23 protein-coding genes and 1 tRNA gene are annotated in these 20,143 nt (G+C 63.2%); 14 read left to right on the top strand and 10 right to left on the bottom strand.

Annotated features, from left to right (window positions below; genetic code table 11):
* Both A3736_RS08135 and rpoH read left to right on the top strand, forming a co-directional pair.
* Positions 1-736 (top strand): RluA family pseudouridine synthase (locus tag A3736_RS08135; protein WP_067681461.1); only part of this gene is annotated, 736 nt, incomplete at its 5' end.
* Positions 737-859: 123 nt separating this feature from the next.
* Positions 860-1,765, top strand: a complete 906-nt coding sequence (rpoH, locus tag A3736_RS08130) for an RNA polymerase sigma factor RpoH (protein WP_197465545.1) — start codon at positions 860-862, stop codon at positions 1,763-1,765.
* Positions 1,766-1,862: 97 nt separating this feature from the next.
* Here rpoH and A3736_RS08125 read toward each other — a convergent pair whose 3' ends face one another.
* Positions 1,863-2,606, bottom strand: a complete 744-nt coding sequence (locus A3736_RS08125; RefSeq protein WP_067681458.1) for an SDR family oxidoreductase — start codon at positions 2,604-2,606, stop codon at positions 1,863-1,865.
* Between the two features lie 89 nt (positions 2,607-2,695).
* Between A3736_RS08125 and mtgA the strand changes: the two genes are divergently transcribed.
* Genes mtgA through A3736_RS08110 form a run of 3 tightly spaced genes read left to right on the top strand, consistent with a single transcriptional unit; the run spans position 2,696 to position 4,844 of the window.
* Positions 2,696-3,364, top strand: coding sequence for a monofunctional biosynthetic peptidoglycan transglycosylase (gene mtgA, locus A3736_RS08120; RefSeq protein WP_067681455.1), 669 nt, complete (start codon positions 2,696-2,698; stop codon positions 3,362-3,364).
* Between the two features lie 3 nt (positions 3,365-3,367).
* Positions 3,368-4,312 (top strand): cation diffusion facilitator family transporter, encoded by a 945-nt coding sequence (locus tag A3736_RS08115; RefSeq protein ID WP_067681452.1) that lies wholly within the window; start codon positions 3,368-3,370, stop codon positions 4,310-4,312.
* Between the two features lie 4 nt (positions 4,313-4,316).
* The gene (locus A3736_RS08110) at positions 4,317-4,844 is read left to right on the top strand and encodes an SEL1-like repeat protein (protein ID WP_156502048.1); all 528 of its coding nucleotides are present in this window, start codon (positions 4,317-4,319) and stop codon (positions 4,842-4,844) included.
* Between the two features lie 9 nt (positions 4,845-4,853).
* Here the strand turns inward: A3736_RS08110 and A3736_RS17955 are convergent, their stop codons facing one another.
* The 3 genes from A3736_RS17955 to A3736_RS08100 form a co-directional block, all read right to left on the bottom strand.
* Positions 4,854-5,030, bottom strand: coding sequence for a hypothetical protein (locus tag A3736_RS17955; protein ID WP_233999316.1), 177 nt, complete (start codon positions 5,028-5,030; stop codon positions 4,854-4,856).
* 149 nt (positions 5,031-5,179) lie between these two features.
* Positions 5,180-6,445, bottom strand: coding sequence for an ATP-dependent Clp protease ATP-binding subunit ClpX (clpX, locus tag A3736_RS08105; protein WP_067681447.1), 1,266 nt, complete (start codon positions 6,443-6,445; stop codon positions 5,180-5,182).
* Positions 6,446-6,690: 245 nt separating this feature from the next.
* Positions 6,691-7,392, bottom strand: coding sequence for an ATP-dependent Clp protease proteolytic subunit (locus tag A3736_RS08100; protein ID WP_067681445.1), 702 nt, complete (start codon positions 7,390-7,392; stop codon positions 6,691-6,693).
* A 263-nt stretch (positions 7,393-7,655) separates the two neighbouring features.
* Between A3736_RS08100 and A3736_RS08095 the strand changes: the two genes are divergently transcribed.
* From A3736_RS08095 to A3736_RS08085, 3 genes are read left to right on the top strand one after another with little or no spacing between them, the layout of a single operon-like run.
* The gene (locus A3736_RS08095) at positions 7,656-9,731 is read left to right on the top strand and encodes a TonB-dependent siderophore receptor (protein WP_067681443.1); all 2,076 of its coding nucleotides are present in this window, start codon (positions 7,656-7,658) and stop codon (positions 9,729-9,731) included.
* A 43-nt stretch (positions 9,732-9,774) separates the two neighbouring features.
* Positions 9,775-11,367 (top strand): amidase, encoded by a 1,593-nt coding sequence (locus tag A3736_RS08090; protein WP_082851383.1) that lies wholly within the window; start codon positions 9,775-9,777, stop codon positions 11,365-11,367.
* Positions 11,368-11,379: 12 nt separating this feature from the next.
* Positions 11,380-12,822 carry a sodium:proton antiporter gene (locus A3736_RS08085; RefSeq protein ID WP_082851382.1) on the top strand — a complete coding sequence of 481 codons (1,443 nt, stop codon included), beginning with the start codon at positions 11,380-11,382 and terminating at the stop codon, positions 12,820-12,822.
* Positions 12,823-13,040: 218 nt separating this feature from the next.
* Here A3736_RS08085 and tig read toward each other — a convergent pair whose 3' ends face one another.
* Together tig and A3736_RS08075 are read right to left on the bottom strand one after the other, a co-directional pair.
* On the bottom strand, positions 13,041-14,666 hold the full coding sequence (gene tig, locus A3736_RS08080; protein ID WP_067681440.1) for a trigger factor: 1,626 nt from the start codon (positions 14,664-14,666) through the stop codon (positions 13,041-13,043).
* A 63-nt stretch (positions 14,667-14,729) separates the two neighbouring features.
* Positions 14,730-14,814: transfer RNA gene (locus A3736_RS08075), tRNA-Leu, on the bottom strand.
* A 171-nt stretch (positions 14,815-14,985) separates the two neighbouring features.
* On the opposite strand from A3736_RS08075, the gene A3736_RS08070 reads away from it, so the two are divergent.
* From A3736_RS08070 to A3736_RS08060, 3 genes are all read left to right on the top strand, one after another.
* Positions 14,986-15,231, top strand: a complete 246-nt coding sequence (locus A3736_RS08070; protein WP_067681437.1) for a hypothetical protein — start codon at positions 14,986-14,988, stop codon at positions 15,229-15,231.
* A gap of 33 nt (positions 15,232-15,264) precedes the next feature.
* Positions 15,265-15,444, top strand: a complete 180-nt coding sequence (locus A3736_RS08065; RefSeq protein WP_067681435.1) for a hypothetical protein — start codon at positions 15,265-15,267, stop codon at positions 15,442-15,444.
* A gap of 79 nt (positions 15,445-15,523) precedes the next feature.
* Entirely contained in the window at positions 15,524-15,880 is a 357-nt protein-coding gene (locus tag A3736_RS08060; RefSeq protein WP_233999315.1) for a DUF3297 family protein, read from the top strand.
* A gap of 3 nt (positions 15,881-15,883) precedes the next feature.
* Here the strand turns inward: A3736_RS08060 and A3736_RS16700 are convergent, their stop codons facing one another.
* Positions 15,884-16,534, bottom strand: coding sequence for a CHAP domain-containing protein (locus A3736_RS16700; RefSeq protein ID WP_082851381.1), 651 nt, complete (start codon positions 16,532-16,534; stop codon positions 15,884-15,886).
* Positions 16,535-16,681: 147 nt separating this feature from the next.
* Here A3736_RS16700 and der point away from each other — a divergent pair, with 147 nt between their 5' ends.
* From der to A3736_RS08040, 3 genes are all read left to right on the top strand, one after another.
* Positions 16,682-18,079, top strand: a complete 1,398-nt coding sequence (gene der, locus A3736_RS08050; protein WP_067681432.1) for a ribosome biogenesis GTPase Der — start codon at positions 16,682-16,684, stop codon at positions 18,077-18,079.
* Positions 18,076-18,603: a DUF2721 domain-containing protein gene (locus A3736_RS08045; protein ID WP_067681429.1), complete on the top strand. Its 528-nt coding sequence runs from the start codon at positions 18,076-18,078 to the stop codon at positions 18,601-18,603. Before der ends, A3736_RS08045 begins: the two co-directional genes overlap by 4 nt.
* 131 nt (positions 18,604-18,734) lie before the next feature.
* The gene (locus tag A3736_RS08040; protein WP_156502046.1) at positions 18,735-18,953 is read left to right on the top strand and encodes a hypothetical protein; all 219 of its coding nucleotides are present in this window, start codon (positions 18,735-18,737) and stop codon (positions 18,951-18,953) included.
* 40 nt (positions 18,954-18,993) lie between these two features.
* Here A3736_RS08040 and bfr read toward each other — a convergent pair whose 3' ends face one another.
* From bfr to A3736_RS08025, 3 genes are all read right to left on the bottom strand, one after another.
* The gene (gene bfr, locus A3736_RS08035; RefSeq protein WP_067681423.1) at positions 18,994-19,527 is read right to left on the bottom strand and encodes a bacterioferritin; all 534 of its coding nucleotides are present in this window, start codon (positions 19,525-19,527) and stop codon (positions 18,994-18,996) included.
* Between the two features lie 124 nt (positions 19,528-19,651).
* The gene (locus A3736_RS08030; protein ID WP_067681420.1) at positions 19,652-19,846 is read right to left on the bottom strand and encodes a bacterioferritin-associated ferredoxin; all 195 of its coding nucleotides are present in this window, start codon (positions 19,844-19,846) and stop codon (positions 19,652-19,654) included.
* Between the two features lie 83 nt (positions 19,847-19,929).
* Positions 19,930-20,143 (bottom strand): DUF418 domain-containing protein (locus tag A3736_RS08025; protein WP_156502045.1); only part of this gene is annotated, 214 nt, incomplete at its 5' end.

Here is a 20,143-nt window from a genome sequence, read left to right as displayed (position 1 = left end):
GCTCGATCTCGAACCTCAGGACATTCCGCTGACGATCGTGTTCGAGGACGATCAGCTTGTCGTGGTCGACAAGCCTGCGGGCATGGTGGTGCACCCGGCGGCGGGCAATCGCGACGGGACGCTGGTGAACGCGCTGCTCCATCATTGCCGGGGGCGTCTGTCGGGCATCAACGGCGTGGAGCGGCCCGGCATCGTGCACCGGATCGACAAGGACACGTCGGGCCTGCTGGTGGTCGCCAAGACCGATGCCGCGCATGAAGGCCTCGCGCGCCAGTTCGCCGATCATTCGATCCATCGCCGCTATCTGGCGGTATGCGCGGGCCATCCCAACCCAGCGGAAGGCACGATCGATGCCCGCCTCGGCCGTTCGGACCGGGACCGGAAGAAAATGGCCGTGCTCGCAAAGGATTCCTCACGCGGGAAACATGCCGTTACGCATTACAGGCTCGTCCAGCGACTCGCCCATGCCGCGCTGATCGAATGCCGGCTGGAAACGGGGCGCACTCATCAGGTGCGCGTTCACTGCGCATCAATAGGTCATCCGCTATTGGGAGACCCTGTTTATGGACGGACGCCCAAGCCCCTTCGCGAGCTTCTCGCCAGGCTCGATTTCACCCGTCAGGCGCTCCATGCGGCGGAGCTCGGTTTCGTTCACCCGACCACGGGCGAAACGGTGGAATTCCGCGCCGAACTGCCACCCGACATGCGGGAACTTATCGACGAAACCGCTCGTTGAAATCGATGAAGGGCGCTTCACTCGCGCCGGTCCACAGACTATATATTGAACCAGCGGCCCACCGCACCGGATGCCCATCAGGGGTCCGATCGAAGAGGCTGGCTAGAGAAAGGTCAGGGTACCATGAGCAAGTCAAAATCCTTGAGCGTCCCCGCGCTCGGCGGCGAGAAGAGCCTCAATCGCTATCTCGCCGAAATCAAGAAATTCCCCATCCTCACCGCCGAGCAGGAATACATGCTCGCCAAGCGGTACGAGGAGCATGAGGACAGCGAAGCCGCGGCCCAGCTGGTCACCTCCCACCTGCGCCTCGTGGCGAAGATCGCCATGGGCTATCGCGGCTATGGTCTGCCGGTCAGCGATCTGATCTCGGAAGGCAATGTCGGCCTGATGCAGGGCGTCAAGAAGTTCGAGGCCGATCGCGGCTTCCGCCTTGCGACCTATGCGATGTGGTGGATCAAGGCTTCGATTCAAGAGTTTATCCTGCGCAGCTGGAGCCTCGTGAAGATGGGCACCACCGCCGCGCAGAAGAAACTGTTCTTCAACCTGCGCCGGATGAAGAAGCAGCTCGAAGCGTATGAAGACAGCGATCTGCATCCCGACGACGTGACCAAGATCGCTACCGATCTCGGCGTGCCCGAGCAGGAAGTGATCAACATGAACCGCCGCATGATGATGGGGGGCGACGGATCGCTTAATGTCAGCATGCGCAATGGCGAGGAAGGCTCGGGCGAATGGCTCGACTGGCTGACCGACGATCGCCCCTTGCAGGACGAAACCGTAGCCGACGCCGAAGAGGCCGAAGTGCGGCACGACATGCTGCTGGAAGCGATGGGCAGCCTCAACGACCGCGAAAAGCACATCCTGACCGAGCGGCGCCTGACGGAGAACCCGCAGACGCTGGAGGAGTTGAGCCAGGTCTACGACGTTAGCCGCGAACGCATCCGCCAGATCGAAGTGCGCGCCTTCGAAAAGCTTCAGAAGTCGATGAAGACGATCGCGGGCGACCGGCTGCTTCCGGGCATGGCCTGACTTCCAGCTTCGATCAGATAAAAGGGCCGCGCCTCTGCGATGGAGGCGCGGCCCTTTTCGTTTGCGCTGGAGCGAAAGCCGCTCGAATTAATCGGCCCTACCGCTTCGCCAGCATGTCCAGATTCTCTTTCACCGTGCCATCCCTCTCGGCAAACCGGAAACCCTTGACGCGCTCGACCAGAATTTCCTCCGGCGTGGGATTTTGCGCGAACAGGGCCAGCGTCTCCTCGATGAATTCGTCGAGCGGCATGTAACCCTCTCGGGTCGACTGGCCGGGGGTAAGTTCGGTCTGGACACCCGGCGGGACCAGTTCGATCACCTCGACCTGCCCCTCCATCAGCTTGCGCAGTGACAGCGTGTAGGAATGGATAGCCGCCTTGGTGGCCGAATAGGTCGCCGCCTTGGGCATGGGGACATAGGCCAGGCCGGATGTCACGTTGATCAGCACCGCATCGTCCTGAGCCTTCAGATGATCGATCAGCGCATCGGTCAGCCGAATCGGCCCGAGGACATTGATCGCGATCACCTTTTCGGCATCGGACAGATCGCGCGCGCCGGTGATGTCCTCATAGGGCATGATGCCCGCATTGTTCATCACGATGTTGAGATCAGGAAAGCGCTCGACGATTTCTTTCGCGAACTGTTCGACAGCCGCCGCATCCGCCACATCGAGCGGCATCGCATGAAGGTTCTCGCGCCCCTTCGCCGTCTCCTCAAGTTCGTCCGCGCTGCGGGCTGCCACGATCACGGTGTTGCCGGCATCGTGCCAGGCACGCGCATATTCGCGTCCGAAGCCGCTGCTGCCGCCGGTGATGAGGATGGTGTTGCCGGAGTTCTTCATAAAAAGGAGCTTTCTTTGCCGTGTGCCACCATAACGGTGCGCGCGCCGATCGGTTGCACCGAGGCGGCGCCGCGCCTAATCCCTGCCCGATGAGATGGTTCGCGACCTTGCTGGTGAAACTGATCCTCGGCTTCGTTGCGCTGAGCCTGCTGCTGGTCGTCGTCTTCAGATTCGTGCCCGTTCCCGTCACCGCGACGATGCTGATGGACGAGAACGGCATCACCAAGGATTGGGAGCCGCTGTCCGACATCGACCGCAATCTGGTGCGCGCGGCGATCGCGGCGGAGGACGGAAAGTTCTGCTCGCATAACGGCTTCGATCAGGAAGCGATCGAGAATGCGATCCGCAGCAATCGTGAAGGCGGGCGCATTCGCGGTGGCTCCACGATCAGCCAGCAGACCGCGAAGAACGTGTTTCTGTGGCAGGGCGGCGGTTATTTCAGGAAAGGCCTGGAAGCCTGGTTCACTTTCCTGATCGAGAATATCTGGGGCAAGCGCCGGATCATGGAAGTGTATCTCAATGTCGCGGAGACGGGAATCGGCACGTACGGCGCGGAAGCCGGGGCGGAGCGCTATTTCGACAAGTCCGCCGCCAGCCTGACGCCGATCGAAGCGGCGCGCATGGCCGCCGCGCTGCCGCTACCCAAGGAACGTTCGGTCGTGAACCCCGGAGGCTGGCTGCGCCGCCACGGCAATACGATCTCCGCCCGCATCGGCGTGGTGGGGCGTGACGGGCTGGACGCCTGCGTCTACGAATAGGCGATGGGGTCGCATCACGGACATTCGCACGGGTCTGACCATGCTCACGGACACGATCATGCGCACGGGCACTCTCATGCTCCAAAGGATTTCGGCCGCGCGTTCCTGATTGGAATCGTGCTCAACACCGGCTTCGTGATCATCGAGGCGGTGTATGGCTGGCTATCCGGCTCCATGGCGCTGATCGCCGATGCGGGCCATAATCTGTCCGACGTGCTCGCTCTGCTGCTCGCCTGGGGCGCCAGCGCGGCGGCCAAGCGCCCGCCGACCCAGCGCTTTACCTACGGTTTCAAATCCTCGACCATCCTCGCCGCGCTCGCCAATGCGGGGCTGCTGCTGATCGCGATTGGCGCGATACTGTTCGAAACATTGCGCCGCGTAGCCGAGCCTGCACCGGTGCAGGGCGAGACGATGGCGATCGTGGCGGGCATCGGAATCCTGGTGAATGCAGGCACCGCCGCGCTGTTCCTCAAAGGGCAGGACGACATCAACATCCGCGGTGCCTTCCTCCACATGGCGGCGGACGCTCTGGTGAGCCTGGGCGTCGTGATCGCAGGGCTGGCCATCCTGTGGACGGGCGAACGCTGGATCGATCCTGCCGTCAGCATCGCGATCGTGCTGGTGATCGCCTGGGGCACGTGGGGGCTGCTGAAGGACAGCGTGGCGATGAGCCTGCTCGCCGTGCCCAAGACCGTGTCAGAGAGCGAGGTTCGCGCCTATCTTTCAGGACTACCGGGCGTCGAGGCGGTCCATGACCTGCATATCTGGCCGATGAGCACGACCGAAACCGCCCTCACCGCGCATCTGGTGATGCCGGAAGGCCATCCCGGCGACACTTTCCTGCGCGAAGTCGCGGAGGAGTTGGAGCATCATCACCGGATCGGCCATACGACGATCCAGATCGAAATTCGCAGAATCTGCCAAGCGGACGGCTGCCGTGACGACTAATATCGTGCGCTTTTTCCTGCTCTCCATTGCATCCATCGTTGTTGCCGCATGCGCGGGATCCCCCTCGAATCTCGTGGGCTCCCAATCTGTCGGCGAGTGGCGCGAAGTGCCAATGACTGCGGTCCAGGAACAGGTCCTCAACGACACCTGTTTTGCGCATAACGAAACAAGGCCAGCGAGCGGATGCCAAGCGCTCATCGTCGCGATCGCACAGGCCCGCCGAAACGCCGAAGCCTATGCCGCCCTGCCCAACCTTACGGTCGAGCAATTGGCCGACGGCGACGACAAGGTCGCACAATACGAACTGGGCAAGCGATTGGTAGCAGGCGAGGTCATTGAAAGAGATATCACTCGAGCACGGGACTATCTCTCGCGTGCTGCGCGGTCTGGAAGGACGCGACGCAATTTCTATACCCCCGGCGGAGTAGGCGCATCATCGAGCGTCACCACGGTTTCCGTAGGTACCGGTATCGAAGGCTTGGTGGAGGCGAAAAAATTGCTGGACCGTCTGATATCTGGCGAAGCCGAATGAACCTCAGACTCAAGGCAGATGCCGTGCGAGCCGTTCTTTCAGCAAACGGACAAGCGCGTCATCCATGAACCGGTAGCGATCCGGGATGCCGAGATTAACGATCGACTTGTTCCCAAGCTGCTCGGCCAAGCGTGATCGCAGAGCACGTCTGTGCCGCGCCTCCATGGTAAAGATGCGATCCGCCAACGCTACTGTCTCCCCATCCAGCGGAACATCCGCGTCGGATGCAGTTCCGGCCGAAAGGACGTCGATGTCCTCTCGGCCGGAATAAATCTGTTCGGCTGTTGGACTTCGCCAGCGGTTTTTACCGCAGACGAAGAGAATGCGCGTCCGACTCAGGCCGCCTCTTCCTTGTCCTTCTTGCCGCCATGGACCTGGATCGGTTCCTTGCGGCCTTCGACCACGTCCTTGTCGACCACGATCTCGCTCACCCCGTCCATGTCGGGCAGGTCGAACATCGTGTCGAGCAGGATGCCTTCCACGATCGAGCGCAGGCCGCGTGCGCCGGTCTTGCGGGCGATGGCGCGGTCGGCGATGGCCTTCAGCGCGTCTTCCTGGAAGGTCAGTTCGACATCTTCGAGCTCGAACATCTTGGCGTACTGCTTGACCAGCGCGTTGCGCGGTTCGGTCAGGATGGTCACCAGCGCGTCAACGTCGAGGTCGCGCAAGGTGGCGATCACCGGCAGACGACCGACGAATTCAGGGATCAGGCCGAACTTGAGCAGATCTTCCGGCTCGCTCTTTTCGAGCAATTCGCCCACGCGGCGCTTGTCCGGATCGGCGACATGCGCGCCAAAGCCGATGGAACGCTTCTGCAACCGGTCTGCAATGATCTTTTCGAGACCTGCAAACGCGCCGCCGCAGATGAACAGAATGTTCGTCGTATCGACCTGGAGGAATTCCTGCTGCGGATGCTTGCGACCGCCCTGCGGCGGAACGGAGGCGGTAGTGCCTTCCATCAGCTTCAGGAGCGCCTGCTGCACGCCTTCGCCCGACACGTCGCGCGTGATCGAGGGGTTTTCGGCCTTGCGCGTGATCTTGTCGATCTCGTCGATATAGACGATGCCGTGCTGCGCCTTTTCGACGTTGTAGTCCGACGCCTGAAGCAGCTTCAGAATGATGTTCTCGACATCCTCGCCGACATAGCCCGCTTCGGTCAACGTGGTGGCGTCTGCCATGGTGAAGGGCACGTCGAAAGTGCGCGCCAGCGTCTGCGCCAGCAGCGTCTTGCCGCAGCCGGTCGGGCCGACGAGCAGGATGTTCGACTTCGCGAGTTCGACGTCGCCCGCCTTGCCCGCATGCTTGAGCCGCTTATAGTGGTTGTGAACCGCGACGGAGAGCACGCGCTTGGCGCGGTCCTGCCCGATCACGTAATCGTTCAGCGTCTCGAAGATTTCCGAAGGCGTGGGGATATCCCCTTCCTTCTTGCCGGCGATTCCCGCCTTGGTCTCTTCACGGATGATGTCGTTGCACAGCTCGACGCATTCGTCGCAGATGAACACCGTCGGCCCGGCGATGAGCTTCCTCACCTCGTGCTGGGACTTGCCGCAAAAGCTGCAATACAATGTCGATTTGCTATCGGTTCCGGTCAACTCGGTCATATCCTGTCTTCGCCCCGCAATGCCCTCCGGCGAATGGCCGGTTGTAAGCTTCAGCGGGGCAGGGTCAACATCGTAGCGGTTGCAACGCCCCGACCAAGAGGCGGGCCGTGCTTTCGCCACGAAGATCCTGCCATGGTTCGCCCTTGTAACGCGAACCGGCTGTCCAAACGGTTAATCGCCGATCGCATCCGTACCTATCGGGCGTCAGCCCGTTTGTCCGTCCGGATGCGACAGGGTTTGAAAGATCACTCCGGCGCGCCGCCCGAGCCTTCGCCCTCGCCGCCCTCGTTTTCGGGCCGGGTCTCGAAGACCTTGTCGACGATGCCGAATTCCATCGCTTCTTCCGCTTCGAGGAAGGTGTCGCGATCCATCGCCTTCTCGATCTCGGTCAGGCTCTTGCCGGTATATTTGACGTAGAGATCGTTCATCCGCTTGCGGATGCGCAGAATCTCACGCGCCTGGATTTCGATGTCGCTGGCCATGCCACGCGCGCCGCCCGAAGGCTGGTGGACCATGATGCGCGCATTCGGCAGCGCGATGCGCATACCCGGCTCGCCCGCAGCCAGCAGGAAGCTGCCCATCGACGCGGCCTGCCCCATGCACACGGTCGAAACGCGCGGCTTGATGTACTGCATCGTGTCGTGGATCGCCATGCCCGCCGTCACCACGCCGCCGGGCGAGTTGATGTACATGCTGATGGGCTTGGAGGGATTTTCGCTTTCGAGGAACAGCAGCTGCGCGGTGATGAGCGAAGCCATCCCGTCTTCCACCTGACCCGTCACGAACACGATGCGTTCGCGCAGCAGGCGGCTGAAAATGTCGAAGCTGCGCTCGCCCCGGCTGGTCTGTTCGACCACCACGGGCACCAGCGCGCCGGTGAGCGGGTCGCGCGTGAACTGGCCCTGCGTGCCGTGGGTTTCGCCGAGTGCTGCGCTGAGATCGATCATAGTGATGAAGTGTCCTTGCCGTCCGTGTCGCCCCGCTATGTCGCGATCATGGGTGCGTTTTCAAGAGCATTTACCCTAACCGGGCGCGCCATTCGGAGTTCGTCGATCCGTGACGGCGTGATCGCGCCGTTCATCGGACCCAAATTGCACCCGGTCGATGGCGGATATCGGGCCCCGAGCGCCCGATTACACGTGTGGGCAACACGGGAGGAACAATCATCGCCAGTCATCGCCTCAATGGACCCGCGCGTTGGAGCGCCGCCATGCTGCTGGCCGGGACGGCAAGCGCCGCGTTCGCGCAGGAGAAACCGCCAGCGGCGCCCAAGGGGGATGGCGCGCCGAGCGTGAATGTCGCCGATGGCACCGGCCAGGGGCGCGGCACCGTGTACGAGCCCGCCTATTTCGCGCAATTCGCCCCGCGCAACGCGCTCGACATGGTGGCGCGCATTCCCGGATTCGTCATCACGGAGGAACGCGGTTCGGCGCGCGGGCTCGGCCAGGCGAGCCAGAACGTGCTGATCAATGGCGAACGGCTATCGAGCAAATCCGACAGCGCGCGCGATCAATTGCAGCGCATACCGGCAAGCGACGTGGTGCGGATCGAAATCGTCGACGGGACCGTGCTCGATATTCCCGGCCTCACCGGGCAGGTCGCCAATGTCGTCATCCAGCGCGCCGGCAGTTCGGGCCAGTTCCGCTACACCACGGGCTTTCGCGCCCATAATACGAAAGCGCAGCTCTATGGCGGCGAAATCTCGCTGACGGGCAGCAGCGGTGCGCTCGATTACACAGTGGCGCTAAGCAACGGCAATCAGCGTTTCGGGGCGGACGGCGATATCCTCATCACCGACGGGCGCGGGCAATTGATCGAAACGCAGGCGACGAAATTTTCCGGCGGCTTCGACAATCCGCAGCTCTCCACGCGATTCACCTATAAATTTTCGAACAGCTTGCTCGCCAATCTCAATCTCAAATATGGCGAGGATTTCTTTTTCGAGGAGACGCCCGAACTGGCGGTCCCCCTCGATGGCCCTCGCCGCAGCCGCCTGGCCGAAGCGCGCGAGCGCGGGCCGGAATACGAAATCGGCGGCGATATCGAATTTCCGCTCGGGCCGGGCAAGATGAAGCTGATCGCCCTCGAACGGTTCGAACGCGACGAATTTCAAAGCAGCGTGATCGACAGCTTCGACGATGGCTCGCTGCCGCGCGGCAGCCGCTTCACCCAGACCAATGGGATCGGCGAGCGGATCGGACGCTTCGAATATGGCTGGCGCATGTTCGCCGCCGACTGGCAGCTGGCTGGCGAGGCCGCGTTCAACCGGCTTGACCGCGCATCGGGCCTGTTCCGTCTCTCGCCCGAAGGAGAGTTCGTAATCGTCCCGTTCCCGGCAGGGACCGGCGGCGTGACCGAGGATCGATACGAAGCGATCCTGTCCGTCAGCAAGCAGGTTACGCGGACGATCGCCTTGCAGGCAACGGCGGGCGGCGAATATTCGCGCATCGAACAGACCGGCGTGGCCGCCAATTCGCGCACGTTCCAGCGGCCCAAGGGCTCGCTCTCGCTCGCCTGGACGCCGGGCGGCAAGTTCGACGCTTCGGTAAAGGTAACGCGCAAGGTCGGACAATTGTCGTTCGGCGATTTTCTCGCCAGCGTGGCGCTCGACGACGACAATCAGAATGCGGGCAACAACGCCCTGCGCCCGGTGCAGAGCTGGGATCTCGATATTGAAGCCAATCGCCGCTTCGGTCCTTGGGGTTCGCTGAAGCTCGAATATTCCTACCGCGATTTCGAGGATTTCATCGATTTCTTCCCGCTCGACAATGGGGGCGAGGCACGGGGAAATATCGGCGATGCGCAATCGACCCGCATGAGTGTGACCGGGACGCTGAAACTCGATCCTATCGGCGCGAGGGGCGTGCGCTTCGATGTGAACGCTTCGAAGGCTTGGCTGAGCGTGACCGACCCCTTCACCGGATTGGACCGGCCGTTCTCCAACAACACGATCGACTATGTCGAGGCGAATGTCCGCCACGACGTCGCGGGATCGGACTGGGCCTATGGCGCGGGATTGTTCAGCAACGACAATGCGCCCTATTCGCGCCGCTTCGAGATCGGCCGCGGCGGTGAAGGCCCGACCTTCGTTGACGTGTTCGTGGAGAACAAGGACGTGTTCGGCCTGACGCTCAACGCCTCGGTGTCGAACGTTCTGGGCGCGACGCAGAATTTCGAGCGCACCGTGTTCGCCGCGCCGCGCCCAACCGAGGAGATCCTGTTCCGCGAGACATCGCGCCGCCGGATCGGTCCGATCTTCCGCCTGACCGTCAGCGGTAACTTCTGATTTAGGCTTTGCCGCAGGGGCGTGGCGATGGCAGTGCTGGCGGATGACCATACGCATTCTGCCCCTTCTCGCTCTCGCCTCGTCGCTTACCGCATGTGCCACCGGGGCGCAGGAGACGTCACGTCCGACCGTTCGGATCGACGTTCCACGCATGGAGCTTCCTTCCGGCGCCGAACCCCTCGGCCCCGACAGCGGCATTCGCGAGGGACAGGCAGTCGGCCAGGCAGCAAAGACGCTGAAATATGACGACGGTCCGAACGGTCTCAACGCCGTCATCGCGCTTGCGCCAGATATAACTGCGCAGGTCCGGGCAGCACGGCGCCTCCCGCTCGGCGGACGCACGGTGCTGGTGAAGGACAATATCGAAACCCGCGAATTGCCGACCACCGCCGGATCGCTCGCTCTCGCCAACAATCGCACGGAGCGCGACGCACCGATGATCGCCAATCTGCGGCGCGCGGGCGGCGTGGTGATGGGCAAGACCAATCTCAGCGAATGGGCCAATATCCGCGACAGCAATTCGACCAGCGGGTGGAGCGCGCTGGGCGGCCTCGTCCGCAATCCTTATGCGATCGACCGCAACAGCTGCGGCTCCTCCTCAGGCAGCGGGGCGGCGGTGGCGGCGGGCTTCGCCTGGGCCGCAATCGGGACGGAGACCAATGGTTCGATCACCTGTCCCGCCTCGATCAACGGCGTGGTCGGCTTCAAGCCCAGCGTGGGCGTGGTCAGCCGCACGCATGTCGTGCCGATTTCCAGCACGCAGGACACCGCCGGGCCGATGGCGCGCAGCGTCATGGACGCCGCCATGCTCCTGACCGCGATCGCGGGCGCAGACCCGGCGGATGCCGTGACGACTACGGTACCGAACCGCCCCGCCGATTACGGCGCGGGACTGGCCGAGTCTTCGCTGGAGGGCGTGCGCATCGGCGTGATGCGCGGCCAGGTCGGCGACCGGCAGGATCTGAAAGACGCGTTCGACGCCGCGCTCGCCGATATGGAGCGCGCGGGCGCCATTCTGGTCGATATCGAGTTCGAGCCGAATACCGAGATGTATCGCGACAGTTTTCAGGTGCTGATGTTCGAACTGCGCGAGGAGATGGGGAAATACCTCTCCTCCCTTCCCGGTGAAGACATGCCGCGCAGCCTGGCCGACCTGATCGCCTTCAACGAGGCCAATGCCGAAACGGAGATGCGCTGGTTCGGGCAGGATCTGTTTATCCAGGCGGAAGGCACCACCGACCGCAAGGCTTACGAAGCAGCGCGAAAGAACGCGATCCATCTCGCTGGAGAGCGCACGATAGATTTGCTGCTGGCCGAAAACGACGTCAGCTTCCTCGTCGCGCCGACGCGCGGGCCCGCCTGGGTCAGCGATCTGATCAATGGCGACAATTTCAACGGCTCGATCGGCTTCGGTGCGCCTGCCGCGATCGCGGGCTATCCCCACCTCACCGTGCCCATGGGCGCGATAGAGGGTCTTCCGGTCGGCCTGTCGATCATCGGCGCGAAGTGGGACGACCATGCCGTGCTGAAGGCCGGTGCCGCCTATGAGCGTGCACGCAGCGCCGTTCTGCCGCAGCCGCGCTTCGAGCGCTGGCAACCCGCCCTGCGCCCGTCCGCGCCCGCGACCGCGAACTGAGCGGGTTCCGGCATGGAATTTGATCCTCGTATCTTCCTGTTCGCGATCTTCGGCCTCGGGCTGATGCTCGCGGTGAGCCTGGAAAAACACTTATCGCGGTTCTGGCTGTCGCTGCCGATCATCTATGTAGCGGCGGGCTTTGCCATCTTCTCGCTTCCCATCGGCCTGCCGCATTTCAATCCGGCGCGCGACGGGTTCGATGCGCTGACGCTCGAATACATCACCGAATTCATCGTCATCGCCAGCCTCGCGGCGGCCGGAGTGGCGATCGATCGTCCGGTCAGCTGGAAGAACTGGCGGCAGATCTGGCCGCTCCTCGTCATCGCCATGCCGCTGACGGTGGGCGCGGTGGCCCTGCTCGGCTGGTGGGCGCTCGGCCTGGCGCCTGCCAGCGCGATACTTCTGGGAGCGGCGATGGCGCCTACCGATCCGGTGCTCGCCCGCAGCGTCCAGGTCGGCCCTCCCGGCGAATCGAAGCGCCACGATGTGCGCTTCAGCCTGACGGTCGAAGCGGGCCTGAATGACGGGCTGGCCTTCCCCTTTACCTATCTCGCGATCGCCGCTGTCGGCATGACCTCGCTAGGCTGGTGGACGGCGGAATGGGCGGCCTTCGACCTGGTCTTTCGCATCGTCATGGGCTGTCTGGTCGGATGGGGCATCGGCCGGGCGGGCGCATGGTACGTGTTCGAGCGCGAGGCAGATGCGCCGATCGACGATGTCGAAAGCGAACGCCCCCGCTATTCCACCAGCGAAGGGCTGGTGGTGCTCGGCACTCTGCTGCTCGCCTATGGCTGCGCCGAATTGGTCGAAGGGTACGGCTTCTTGGCCGTCTTCGTCGCCGCCGTAACCGCGCGCCAGCGCGAGAATGCCAGCCGCTATCACAAGATAAGCCATCACTTCATCGATCAGATCGAACAGATCGTGCTCGTCGCCGTGCTGTTCGGCTTCGGTGCTATGCTGGCGAGCGGCGTGCTGAACGGGCTTACCTGGGCGAGTGCGGCGGTCGGCCTTGCGCTCGTCTTCGTGATCCGTCCGATTTCCGGCCTGATCGCCGAATCCCTGTGCGGCCTGCCCCTGCCCGGAAAGCTCGCGATCGCCTTTCTGGGCGTGCGCGGCATGGGATCGATCTACTACCTCGCCTACGGCCAGAACAACGCGGCCTTCGGCCAGCTCGACATTTTGTGGGCGACCGCCAGTTTCGCGATCCTGCTATCGATCATGGTCCACGGTGTCTTTGCGGGGCCGGTGATCGGTTTTGTCGAGCGGCGCAACGCCCATATCCATGTCGGCGAAGAAGACAGCATGGCCTCGCTAGTCCCGCCCGATCACGAGGATCGCGAAGAATTGCGGCAGGAACTCGAGGAAGCCGAAGCCGATCAGATGCGCGACGAGGATGCGGACCGGCTCGACTGCGACAGACCGGTCGATGTTGAGCGGCACTACAAGCCGGAGTGATCGGGCCGCGCCGAAACGCTTCGGCACGCTCGCGACGATATTGTAGGTAAGGGGATTGGCGGAGGTAAGGCCCGCGACCTGACCTGATCGGCTCTGGCGGCGATTTCAGAGGAAGAAACACCGGCGAGGCACACGACCTCTTCCGTTTCATTGCGAGCCCAAAGGGCACCGCCGGTCGAAGCGGGCAAGGACGCTTGCGCCCCTGCCCGCCCGATCGATTACTTCTTCGCAGCGGCCTTCTTGGCCGGAGCCTTCTTGGCCGCAGGCTTCTTGGCTTCGGCCTTGCCGTCGTCCTTCTTGGCGGCAGCCTTTTTCGCCGGAGCCTTCTTGGCAGGTGCCTTGTCGTCCGCGCCTTCATCCTTGGCGGCGGCTTTCTTGGCGGGAGCCTTCTTCTTCGCCGGAACCTTCTTGTCCGCGTCCTTGGCGTCGCCCGTGCCAGCGTCCTTGGCGGCAGCCTTCTTTTTCGGAGCGGCCTTCATCTTGGCCGGAGCCTTCGCCTTCGCGGTTTCCTCGCCCTCATCCGCTTCGATCGCGGCTTCGAGCTCTTCGCGCGTCACTTCGCGGTCGGTGACGTCGGCCTTGTCGAACAGGAAGTCGACGACCTTGTCCTCGTAGAGCGGGGCGCGCAGCTGGGCGGCGGCCATCGGCTCCTGCTGGATATACTGCATGAACCGTTCGCGATCTTCGGCGCGATATTGCTGGGCGGCCTGCTGGATCAGCATGTGCATTTCCTGGCCGGTCACTTCGACGCCGTTGGCCTGGCCGATTTCGGAAAGGAGCAGGCCCAGACGCACGCGGCGCTCGGCGATGCGGCGATAATCGTCGCGCTCATCTTCCACTTCCTTCATTGCCGCTTCGGGATCTTCGGCCTGAGCGGCTTCCTGCTGCAGCTGGGCCCAGATCTGTTCGAACTCGGCATCGACCATGGTCTGCGGCACGGGGAAATCGTGGCCCGCGGCAAGCTGGTCGAGCAGCTGGCGCTTCATCTGGGTGCGCGTCAGGCCGTTGGTTTCCTGCTCGATCTGGGCGCGCAGCAATTCCTTCAGCTTGTCCAGCCCGTCGAGGCCGAAATTCTTCGCGAAATCGTCGTCGATCTCGGTGTCGGTTTCGACCTTCACCTGCTGGACCGTGATGTCGAATTCGGCATCCTTGCCGGCGAGATGCGCGGCCTGGTAATCTTCGGGGAAGGTGACGGTGATGGTCTTCTCATCGCCCGTCTTCACGCCCGTCAGCTGCTCTTCGAAGCCGGGGATGAACTGGCCCGAACCGAGCACGAGCGGCGTGTTCTGGGCGGCGCCGCCTTCGAATTCTTCGCCATCGACGCGGCCGACGAAATCGATGATCAGCTGGTCGCCATCGGCGGCCTTCTTGCTCTTCGCCGCGTCCTTGTAGCTCTTATTGTTGCCGGCGAGCTGCTGCAGCATCTCGTCGACCTGCTCGTCAGCCACGGGCACCGTCAGGCGTTCCAGCTTCAGGCCATCGACATCGGGCGCATCGACCTTGGGCAGCACTTCCAGTTCGACCGACAGCTCGGCATCCTTGCCCTGATCGTAGCCTTCGTTGAGCTCGATCTTGGGCTGCATCGCCGGGCGCAGTTCCTTTTCGCGCATCAGCTCGTCGACCGATTCGCGGATCATGTCGTTGATGGCCTGCGCGTGCATCTGCTCGCCGTGCATCTTGCGCACCAGATTCGCCGGGACCTTGCCGGGGCGAAAGCCGGGCATGCGGATCTGCGGGGCGATCTTCTTGATCTCGCCCCCGATACGCGCATCGATGTCCTTGGCGGGGATCGTCAGCGTGTAGGCGCGCTTGAGGCCTTCATTGGTCGTCTCGGTAATCTGCATGGGAACGGATACTCTCGAATCTTGTCTATCGGGCTGCGCGAGGGACGGCCGGTTGGCGGCGGCTGGTGCGGGCGAAGGGACTCGAACCCCCACATCTTTCGATACTGGTACCTAAAACCAGCGCGTCTACCAATTCCGCCACGCCCGCAATCCGCCCGCAATACGAACGAAGCCGCGCGCCAGCAGCCGCCAGCGCGCGTATAGCCGCGTGCCTCTAATCCGCTTCGCCGAAAAGGGCAAGCGCGGCGGTGAAGCGCCCATGACGGAAGGAACGGGTCAGACCCGTCGTCGGTTGATGATAGTGAAAGGATTGTCTCCGATGACCGACACGCCCGATCCCGATTACGAAACCCCGCGCACGCCCCCTGCGACTCCGCCAACGATCGATCCCAATGTGAAGCCCAAGACCGCCGCCGAAATGAAGGACGAGGGCGAAACCGAAGGCGAGGTACTCGGCCATCGCAGCGATCCCGACGAGATCGATACCGAGCTGTCCGATAAACTCGTGGAGAGCGACAAGCGCGACGGGATCGGAGAGCCGACGATCAACCTGCCGCCCGATTGATCCTTTTCCCCTTAACGCGAAGGAGCCTCGATCATGGCCACGCAACCCGATCCCAATCCCGACACCATCAATCCCGGCGCGCCGAACGAAGTCCCGGGTGAAAGCCCGCCTTCCGAAACCCCCTTCGACGAGCCGGACGAGATCGAGCCGGTCCAGCCCGATTACGACGAGCCCGATCGCACCCCGCTGGAAACCCCGCCGCCGCCGGACTGACTGCCTCGCTCCGGCCCTCGTGCAAGGTGGGGCCGCAAATGATCTTGCCGCCCGCGCCCCCGCGAATTAGGGGCGCGGCATGACCGACAAAACCGAAAACATGGCCGCCGATACCACTGGCGCCGACACCACTGCCGCCGACACCACTGCCGCCGCGAAGACTCCCGACGCGAGCGACGTTCCGCCCGATCGCCTGTCGGTCAATCCGCGCAACGAGCACTTCGATCAGGAAGTTCTGCAACGCGGCGTGGGCATCCGTTTCAAGGGCAATCAGCGCCGCGACATCGAGGAATATTCGATTTCCGAAGGCTGGGTGCGCGTGCAGGCCGGCAAGACCATGGATCGCAAGGGCAATCCCCTCACCATCAAGCTGAACGGCCCTGTCGAAGCTTGGTACGAAGACCTCGGCGAGGACGCGCCGGTCGCCAAGGCCTGATACTCAGTCCAGATTGCCGAATGCGGCGAGGAACCGGCGCGAGCTTTCGAGCCGCGTCGGTCCGGGCGCAATGGCGGGGCTTTGCGCCACCCGTGTCGGATTTGCCGCCGGGGCAGAGCGATCGCGGCTCGGATAGATGAAGCCTTCGACCGGCCATTCGGTCGTACCCAGCGCGCCCAGCGGGTGATACCACACGCGCACCGCGCTCCAGTCGTTGGCGGGCGAGACGTCCACCGCCATCACGTCCCGCTCGATCTGGCCGCGTCGCCCGTCGATCGGCGACCAGTTCGCATGGTCTAGCAGTACTGTCCGACTGTCCACCACGCGGCTGACCGCCGCGACATGACCCAGTTCCATCGAGCCGTGCGGGCGAAAGGTCATCACCGCGCCTTTCTTGGGGACGGTACCGGTGGCGTATCGGCCCTGCGCCTGATCCCACCATGTGCGGGCATCGCCGTATATCTCGATGCCCGAGACCTGCCGCGCATAGGGCACGCATTGGAGATAGGGCGTCAGTTCCGCCCGAGCGCCGATAGCGGGAGACACCGTGCGCGCTTCGAAACCTGGCGCATCGCGCGCGGCGAGCGGCGGAGCGAAGGCGGTGGAACCGGCCAGGAGCGCAATGGCGAGCGAACGGTGAGAAGGCTTGTACATGCCCACCGTAATGGCGGCAAAAATTTGCCGCTATCCTTGTAGGGCTGGTTAATAGAAATTCAGCATATTCCGCGACCCGCCTGCCCCCGAGCTTGCCAAAGGTGGCGGCAGGGGCCACCTGCGCAGGCGCAACGAAAGCCGCTTTTCATGAAACCCACCGTCATCATCATCGGACGTCCCAATGTGGGCAAGTCCACTCTTTTCAACCGACTGATCGGCAAGAAGCTGGCGCTGGTGGACGATCAGCCCGGCGTCACGCGCGACCGGCGGATGGGCGATGCGGAGATCGCGGGCCTGCAGTTCACCGTGGTCGACACTGCGGGGTGGGAGGACGAAGACGCGGACACGCTTCCCGGCCGCATGCGTGCCCAGACCGAAGTCAGCATCGAAGGCGCCGATGCGGCGCTGTTCGTGATCGACGCGCGTGCGGGCCTGACCCCGCTCGACGAGGAAATCGGGCGCTGGCTGCGGCAGCAGAGCGTGCCGGTGGTGCTCGTCGCCAACAAGGCCGAAGGGCGCGCGGGCGAAGCGGGTGTATTCGAAAGCTATGGGCTGGGCCTCGGCGAACCCGTGCCGCTCTCCGCCGAGCATGGCGAAGGCGTCGCGGACCTGTTCGGCGCGCTATGGCCCGTGATCGGCGAAAAGGCCGAAGCTAAAGACGAGGATGCGGTCGAACCGATCGACTTTGACGAAGACGAAGATGAAGAGCGCCCGCGCGGCCCTCTGAAGCTCGCCATCGTCGGGCGTCCCAATGCCGGCAAGTCCACGCTGATCAACCGCCTGCTCGGTGAAAACCGCCTCCTCACCGGCCCGGAAGCCGGGATCACACGCGATTCGATTGCGGTCGATTGGGAGTGGCTCAATCCCCGCACGGGCGACAGGCAGGAAATTCGCCTGATCGACACTGCCGGAATGCGCAAGAAAGCGCGCGTGACCGATAAGCTCGAGCGATTGTCCGTCGCCGACGCGCGCCGTGCGGTCGATTTCGCCGAAGTCGTCGTCCTGCTGCTCGATGCGACCAAGGGGCTGGAGCATCAGGATCTCAAGATCGCCGACATGGTCCTGCAGGAAGGCCGCGCGTTGATGATCGCCATCAACAAATGGGATGTCGCCGAAAATGCGAGCTCCCTGTTCAATGGCATCAAGGGCGCGCTGGAAGATGGGCTGGCACAGGTGCGCGGCCTTCCGGTGCTCGCGGTCAGCGCGAAGACCGGCAAGGGCCTCGACACCATGCTCAACGCCGCCTTCGAGCTGCGCGAGACCTGGTCGAAACGCGTATCCACCGCCGCCCTCAATCGCTGGTTCGACGATGCGATGGAGGCCAATCCCCCGCCCGCGCCCGGCGGCAAGCGGATCAAGCTGCGCTACATCACGCAGGCCGGAACGCGCCCGCCGCGTTTCGTGGTGTTCGGCACGCGATTGGACATGCTGCCCAAGAGCTACGAGCGCTATCTGGTCAACGGCATCCGCGCCAAGCTGGGCTTCGATGCGGTGCCGGTGCGCGTCGTCCTCAAAAGCGCGAAGAACCCCTACGCATCGTCATGATCGCAGACCTGCTGAGTTCCGCCGTTCCGGTGGCGTCCGACATCCTCGAACGCACGGCGAGCACGCCGCGCGTGCAACAGATCGTTTCCCTGAGCCTGGCGCCCGCCTTCCTTCTGGCCGCGATCGGCGCGATCATGAACGTGCTGGTCAGCCGCATGATCTGGATCGCCAACCGGATCGAACGGATCGACGACCGGATCGAGGACGGCCGGACCGATCCGCAGGACGAAGAGCGCATCTGGCTGGAGAAGCGGCGCGCGCTGGCGCAGGTCGCGGTGATGTTCGGCACCGGTGCGGCGGCGGTTATCAGCCTGGTGATCGCGCTGCTCTTCATCAGCGCCTGGATCGAAGCGCAGATCGGCACGCTGATCGCAGCCTGCTGGATCCTGACCATGATCCTGTTGATCATCGGCCTGATCTATTTCTTCCGCGAGACACGGCTGGCAGCGGTCGGCGTCAAATCGCCGCATCGCCTGCAGAACCGCTTCTGGAAGCGTACGAAGCGCAAGCACGGCGGCAGCTGAGCGCGGCGATCGCACGACAAGCTCATTTCGCGTTCGGACGTTACGGAATTGCGGGCAGACGAGCCAATCCCACATACTCCGTTCAGGCCGCCATTCCCATCTATTGATCGGAAAGCGCGTAGGAGAGTGACGTGGGAAGAGTGCAGATCGTGATCCGGTCCTTCGATGAGGACGACGAGGGAAAGGACATGCCCGACACCGAACTCGACAGCGCAAGCGTGGAGGCGGCGTTGCTGGTGTCAGACATCAATCTCACGCGCGGAAGCGCCGAACTGTTTGCCGATGGGAAACGGATCGCGCGCCTGGTCAAGCGCGGCACAGGCCACGCGCCTTTCTGGGAACTCGCCTGAGGGGTGGCGACGCTCATACAAACGCCGCGCGCCGTTTCACTCAATTGCCGTTGCCGTCTCCACCGCCAAGGCCCCACGCGCCGCCTTCATTGCCCTCTTCCCCGGCAGCCGCGCTCTGGAGCTGGATGTAATTCTGCTCGCCCATGCGCACGATCATGTCGAACTGCTTTTCGAGGAAGTCGACATGCTCTTCCTCGTTGCGCAGGATCTTTTCGAACAGCTGGCCGGACGTGAAATCCTTGACCTGCTGGCAGTAATCGGCGGCTTCGCGCAGTAGCGGAATCGCCTCCATTTCGAGCGCGAGATCGGCTTCGAGCACTTCCTTGACCGATTCGCCCACCTTCAGCTTGTGCAGCGCCTGGAAGTTGGGAAGCCCGTCCAGAAACAGGATGCGGTCCGCCAGCCAGTCGGCGTGTTCCATCTCTTCGATGGACTCCTTGCGCTCGTAAGCGGCGAGTTTGAACACGCCCCAATTGTCCAGCACGCGATAATGCAGCCAGTATTGGTTGATCGCGGTCAGCTCGTTGGTGAGCGCCTTGTTGAGATAGTCGATGACCTTTTCGTCGCCCTTCACCGGGGGTCTCCTGAAAGAGGGAAATTACCGGGGCGGTATGCTCAACAAGGTCGGCTCTGGCAAGGCGGAATGCCGGAAAAATGGCGGAAATCCGCCATTGCGACCGCTTTTCAGTAGCGGAAAATCAGGCGGCGACGTGTTCGGGGACGAAGGCCATTTCGCGCTCTTCCTCCACGATCTCGTCCGCTTCGCACAGGCAGGCCCCGCAATTGGGGGTCTTGCCCAGCGCGGCGTAACACGCCTCCGCATCGCCCGGACAATGGCGTGCCACGCGGCGCAGGTCGCTTTCGCGGATGGCGTTGCAGATGCAGACGTACACGCTCGCTGATCTCCCTTTGCGATCGATTCGCATTCACAGGAGTAGTGCGAGTTATTCTCAATAGCAAGGGCTGTGGGGAGAACTTACCGTCTTAAAGGAAACCGGCGCCCATAGGTCAGGCATCGCCACAGCCATTCGAGCGGGCCGTAGCGATACCGATCCAGCCACGGCTTCGACCAGAGCAGCATGAGCGCCCAGGCCAGCACCACGACGCCGTAGAGCCCCCCACGCGTCAATTCGCCGAACAGCCCCCCCGCCCAGCCATGGAAGACCAGCATCATCACCACGGACGTGCCG

This window comes from Erythrobacter sp. HI0063 (genome assembly GCF_001635685.1).
Taxonomy (GTDB): Bacteria; Pseudomonadota; Alphaproteobacteria; order Sphingomonadales; family Sphingomonadaceae; genus Qipengyuania.
Note: the sequence above shows the minus strand (reverse complement) of the source record. Positions and strands in the feature narration are given on the sequence as shown.

What these genes read in the sequence shown, in the direction of transcription:
- A3736_RS08065 (WP_067681435.1), top strand. Translation starts at nt 15,265, where the DNA reads ATGGCCACGCAACCCGATCCCAATCCCGACACCATCAATCCCGGCGCG.
- rpoH (WP_197465545.1), top strand. Translation starts at nt 860, where the DNA reads ATGAGCAAGTCAAAATCCTTGAGCGTCCCCGCGCTCGGCGGCGAGAAG.
- der (WP_067681432.1), top strand. Translation starts at nt 16,682, where the DNA reads ATGAAACCCACCGTCATCATCATCGGACGTCCCAATGTGGGCAAGTCC.
- A3736_RS08095 (WP_067681443.1), top strand. Translation starts at nt 7,656, where the DNA reads ATGCTGCTGGCCGGGACGGCAAGCGCCGCGTTCGCGCAGGAGAAACCG.
- A3736_RS08085 (WP_082851382.1), top strand. Translation starts at nt 11,380, where the DNA reads ATGGAATTTGATCCTCGTATCTTCCTGTTCGCGATCTTCGGCCTCGGG.
- A3736_RS16700 (WP_082851381.1), bottom strand. Translation starts at nt 16,534, where the DNA reads ATGTACAAGCCTTCTCACCGTTCGCTCGCCATTGCGCTCCTGGCCGGT.
- A3736_RS08090 (WP_082851383.1), top strand. Translation starts at nt 9,775, where the DNA reads ATGACCATACGCATTCTGCCCCTTCTCGCTCTCGCCTCGTCGCTTACC.
- A3736_RS08100 (WP_067681445.1), bottom strand. Translation starts at nt 7,392, where the DNA reads ATGATCGATCTCAGCGCAGCACTCGGCGAAACCCACGGCACGCAGGGC.
- A3736_RS08125 (WP_067681458.1), bottom strand. Translation starts at nt 2,606, where the DNA reads ATGAAGAACTCCGGCAACACCATCCTCATCACCGGCGGCAGCAGCGGC.
- tig (WP_067681440.1), bottom strand. Translation starts at nt 14,666, where the DNA reads ATGCAGATTACCGAGACGACCAATGAAGGCCTCAAGCGCGCCTACACG.
- A3736_RS08045 (WP_067681429.1), top strand. Translation starts at nt 18,076, where the DNA reads ATGATCGCAGACCTGCTGAGTTCCGCCGTTCCGGTGGCGTCCGACATC.
- clpX (WP_067681447.1), bottom strand. Translation starts at nt 6,445, where the DNA reads ATGACCGAGTTGACCGGAACCGATAGCAAATCGACATTGTATTGCAGC.
- A3736_RS08115 (WP_067681452.1), top strand. Translation starts at nt 3,368, where the DNA reads ATGGGGTCGCATCACGGACATTCGCACGGGTCTGACCATGCTCACGGA.
- mtgA (WP_067681455.1), top strand. Translation starts at nt 2,696, where the DNA reads ATGAGATGGTTCGCGACCTTGCTGGTGAAACTGATCCTCGGCTTCGTT.
- A3736_RS08070 (WP_067681437.1), top strand. Translation starts at nt 14,986, where the DNA reads ATGACCGACACGCCCGATCCCGATTACGAAACCCCGCGCACGCCCCCT.
- A3736_RS08060 (WP_233999315.1), top strand. Translation starts at nt 15,524, where the DNA reads ATGACCGACAAAACCGAAAACATGGCCGCCGATACCACTGGCGCCGAC.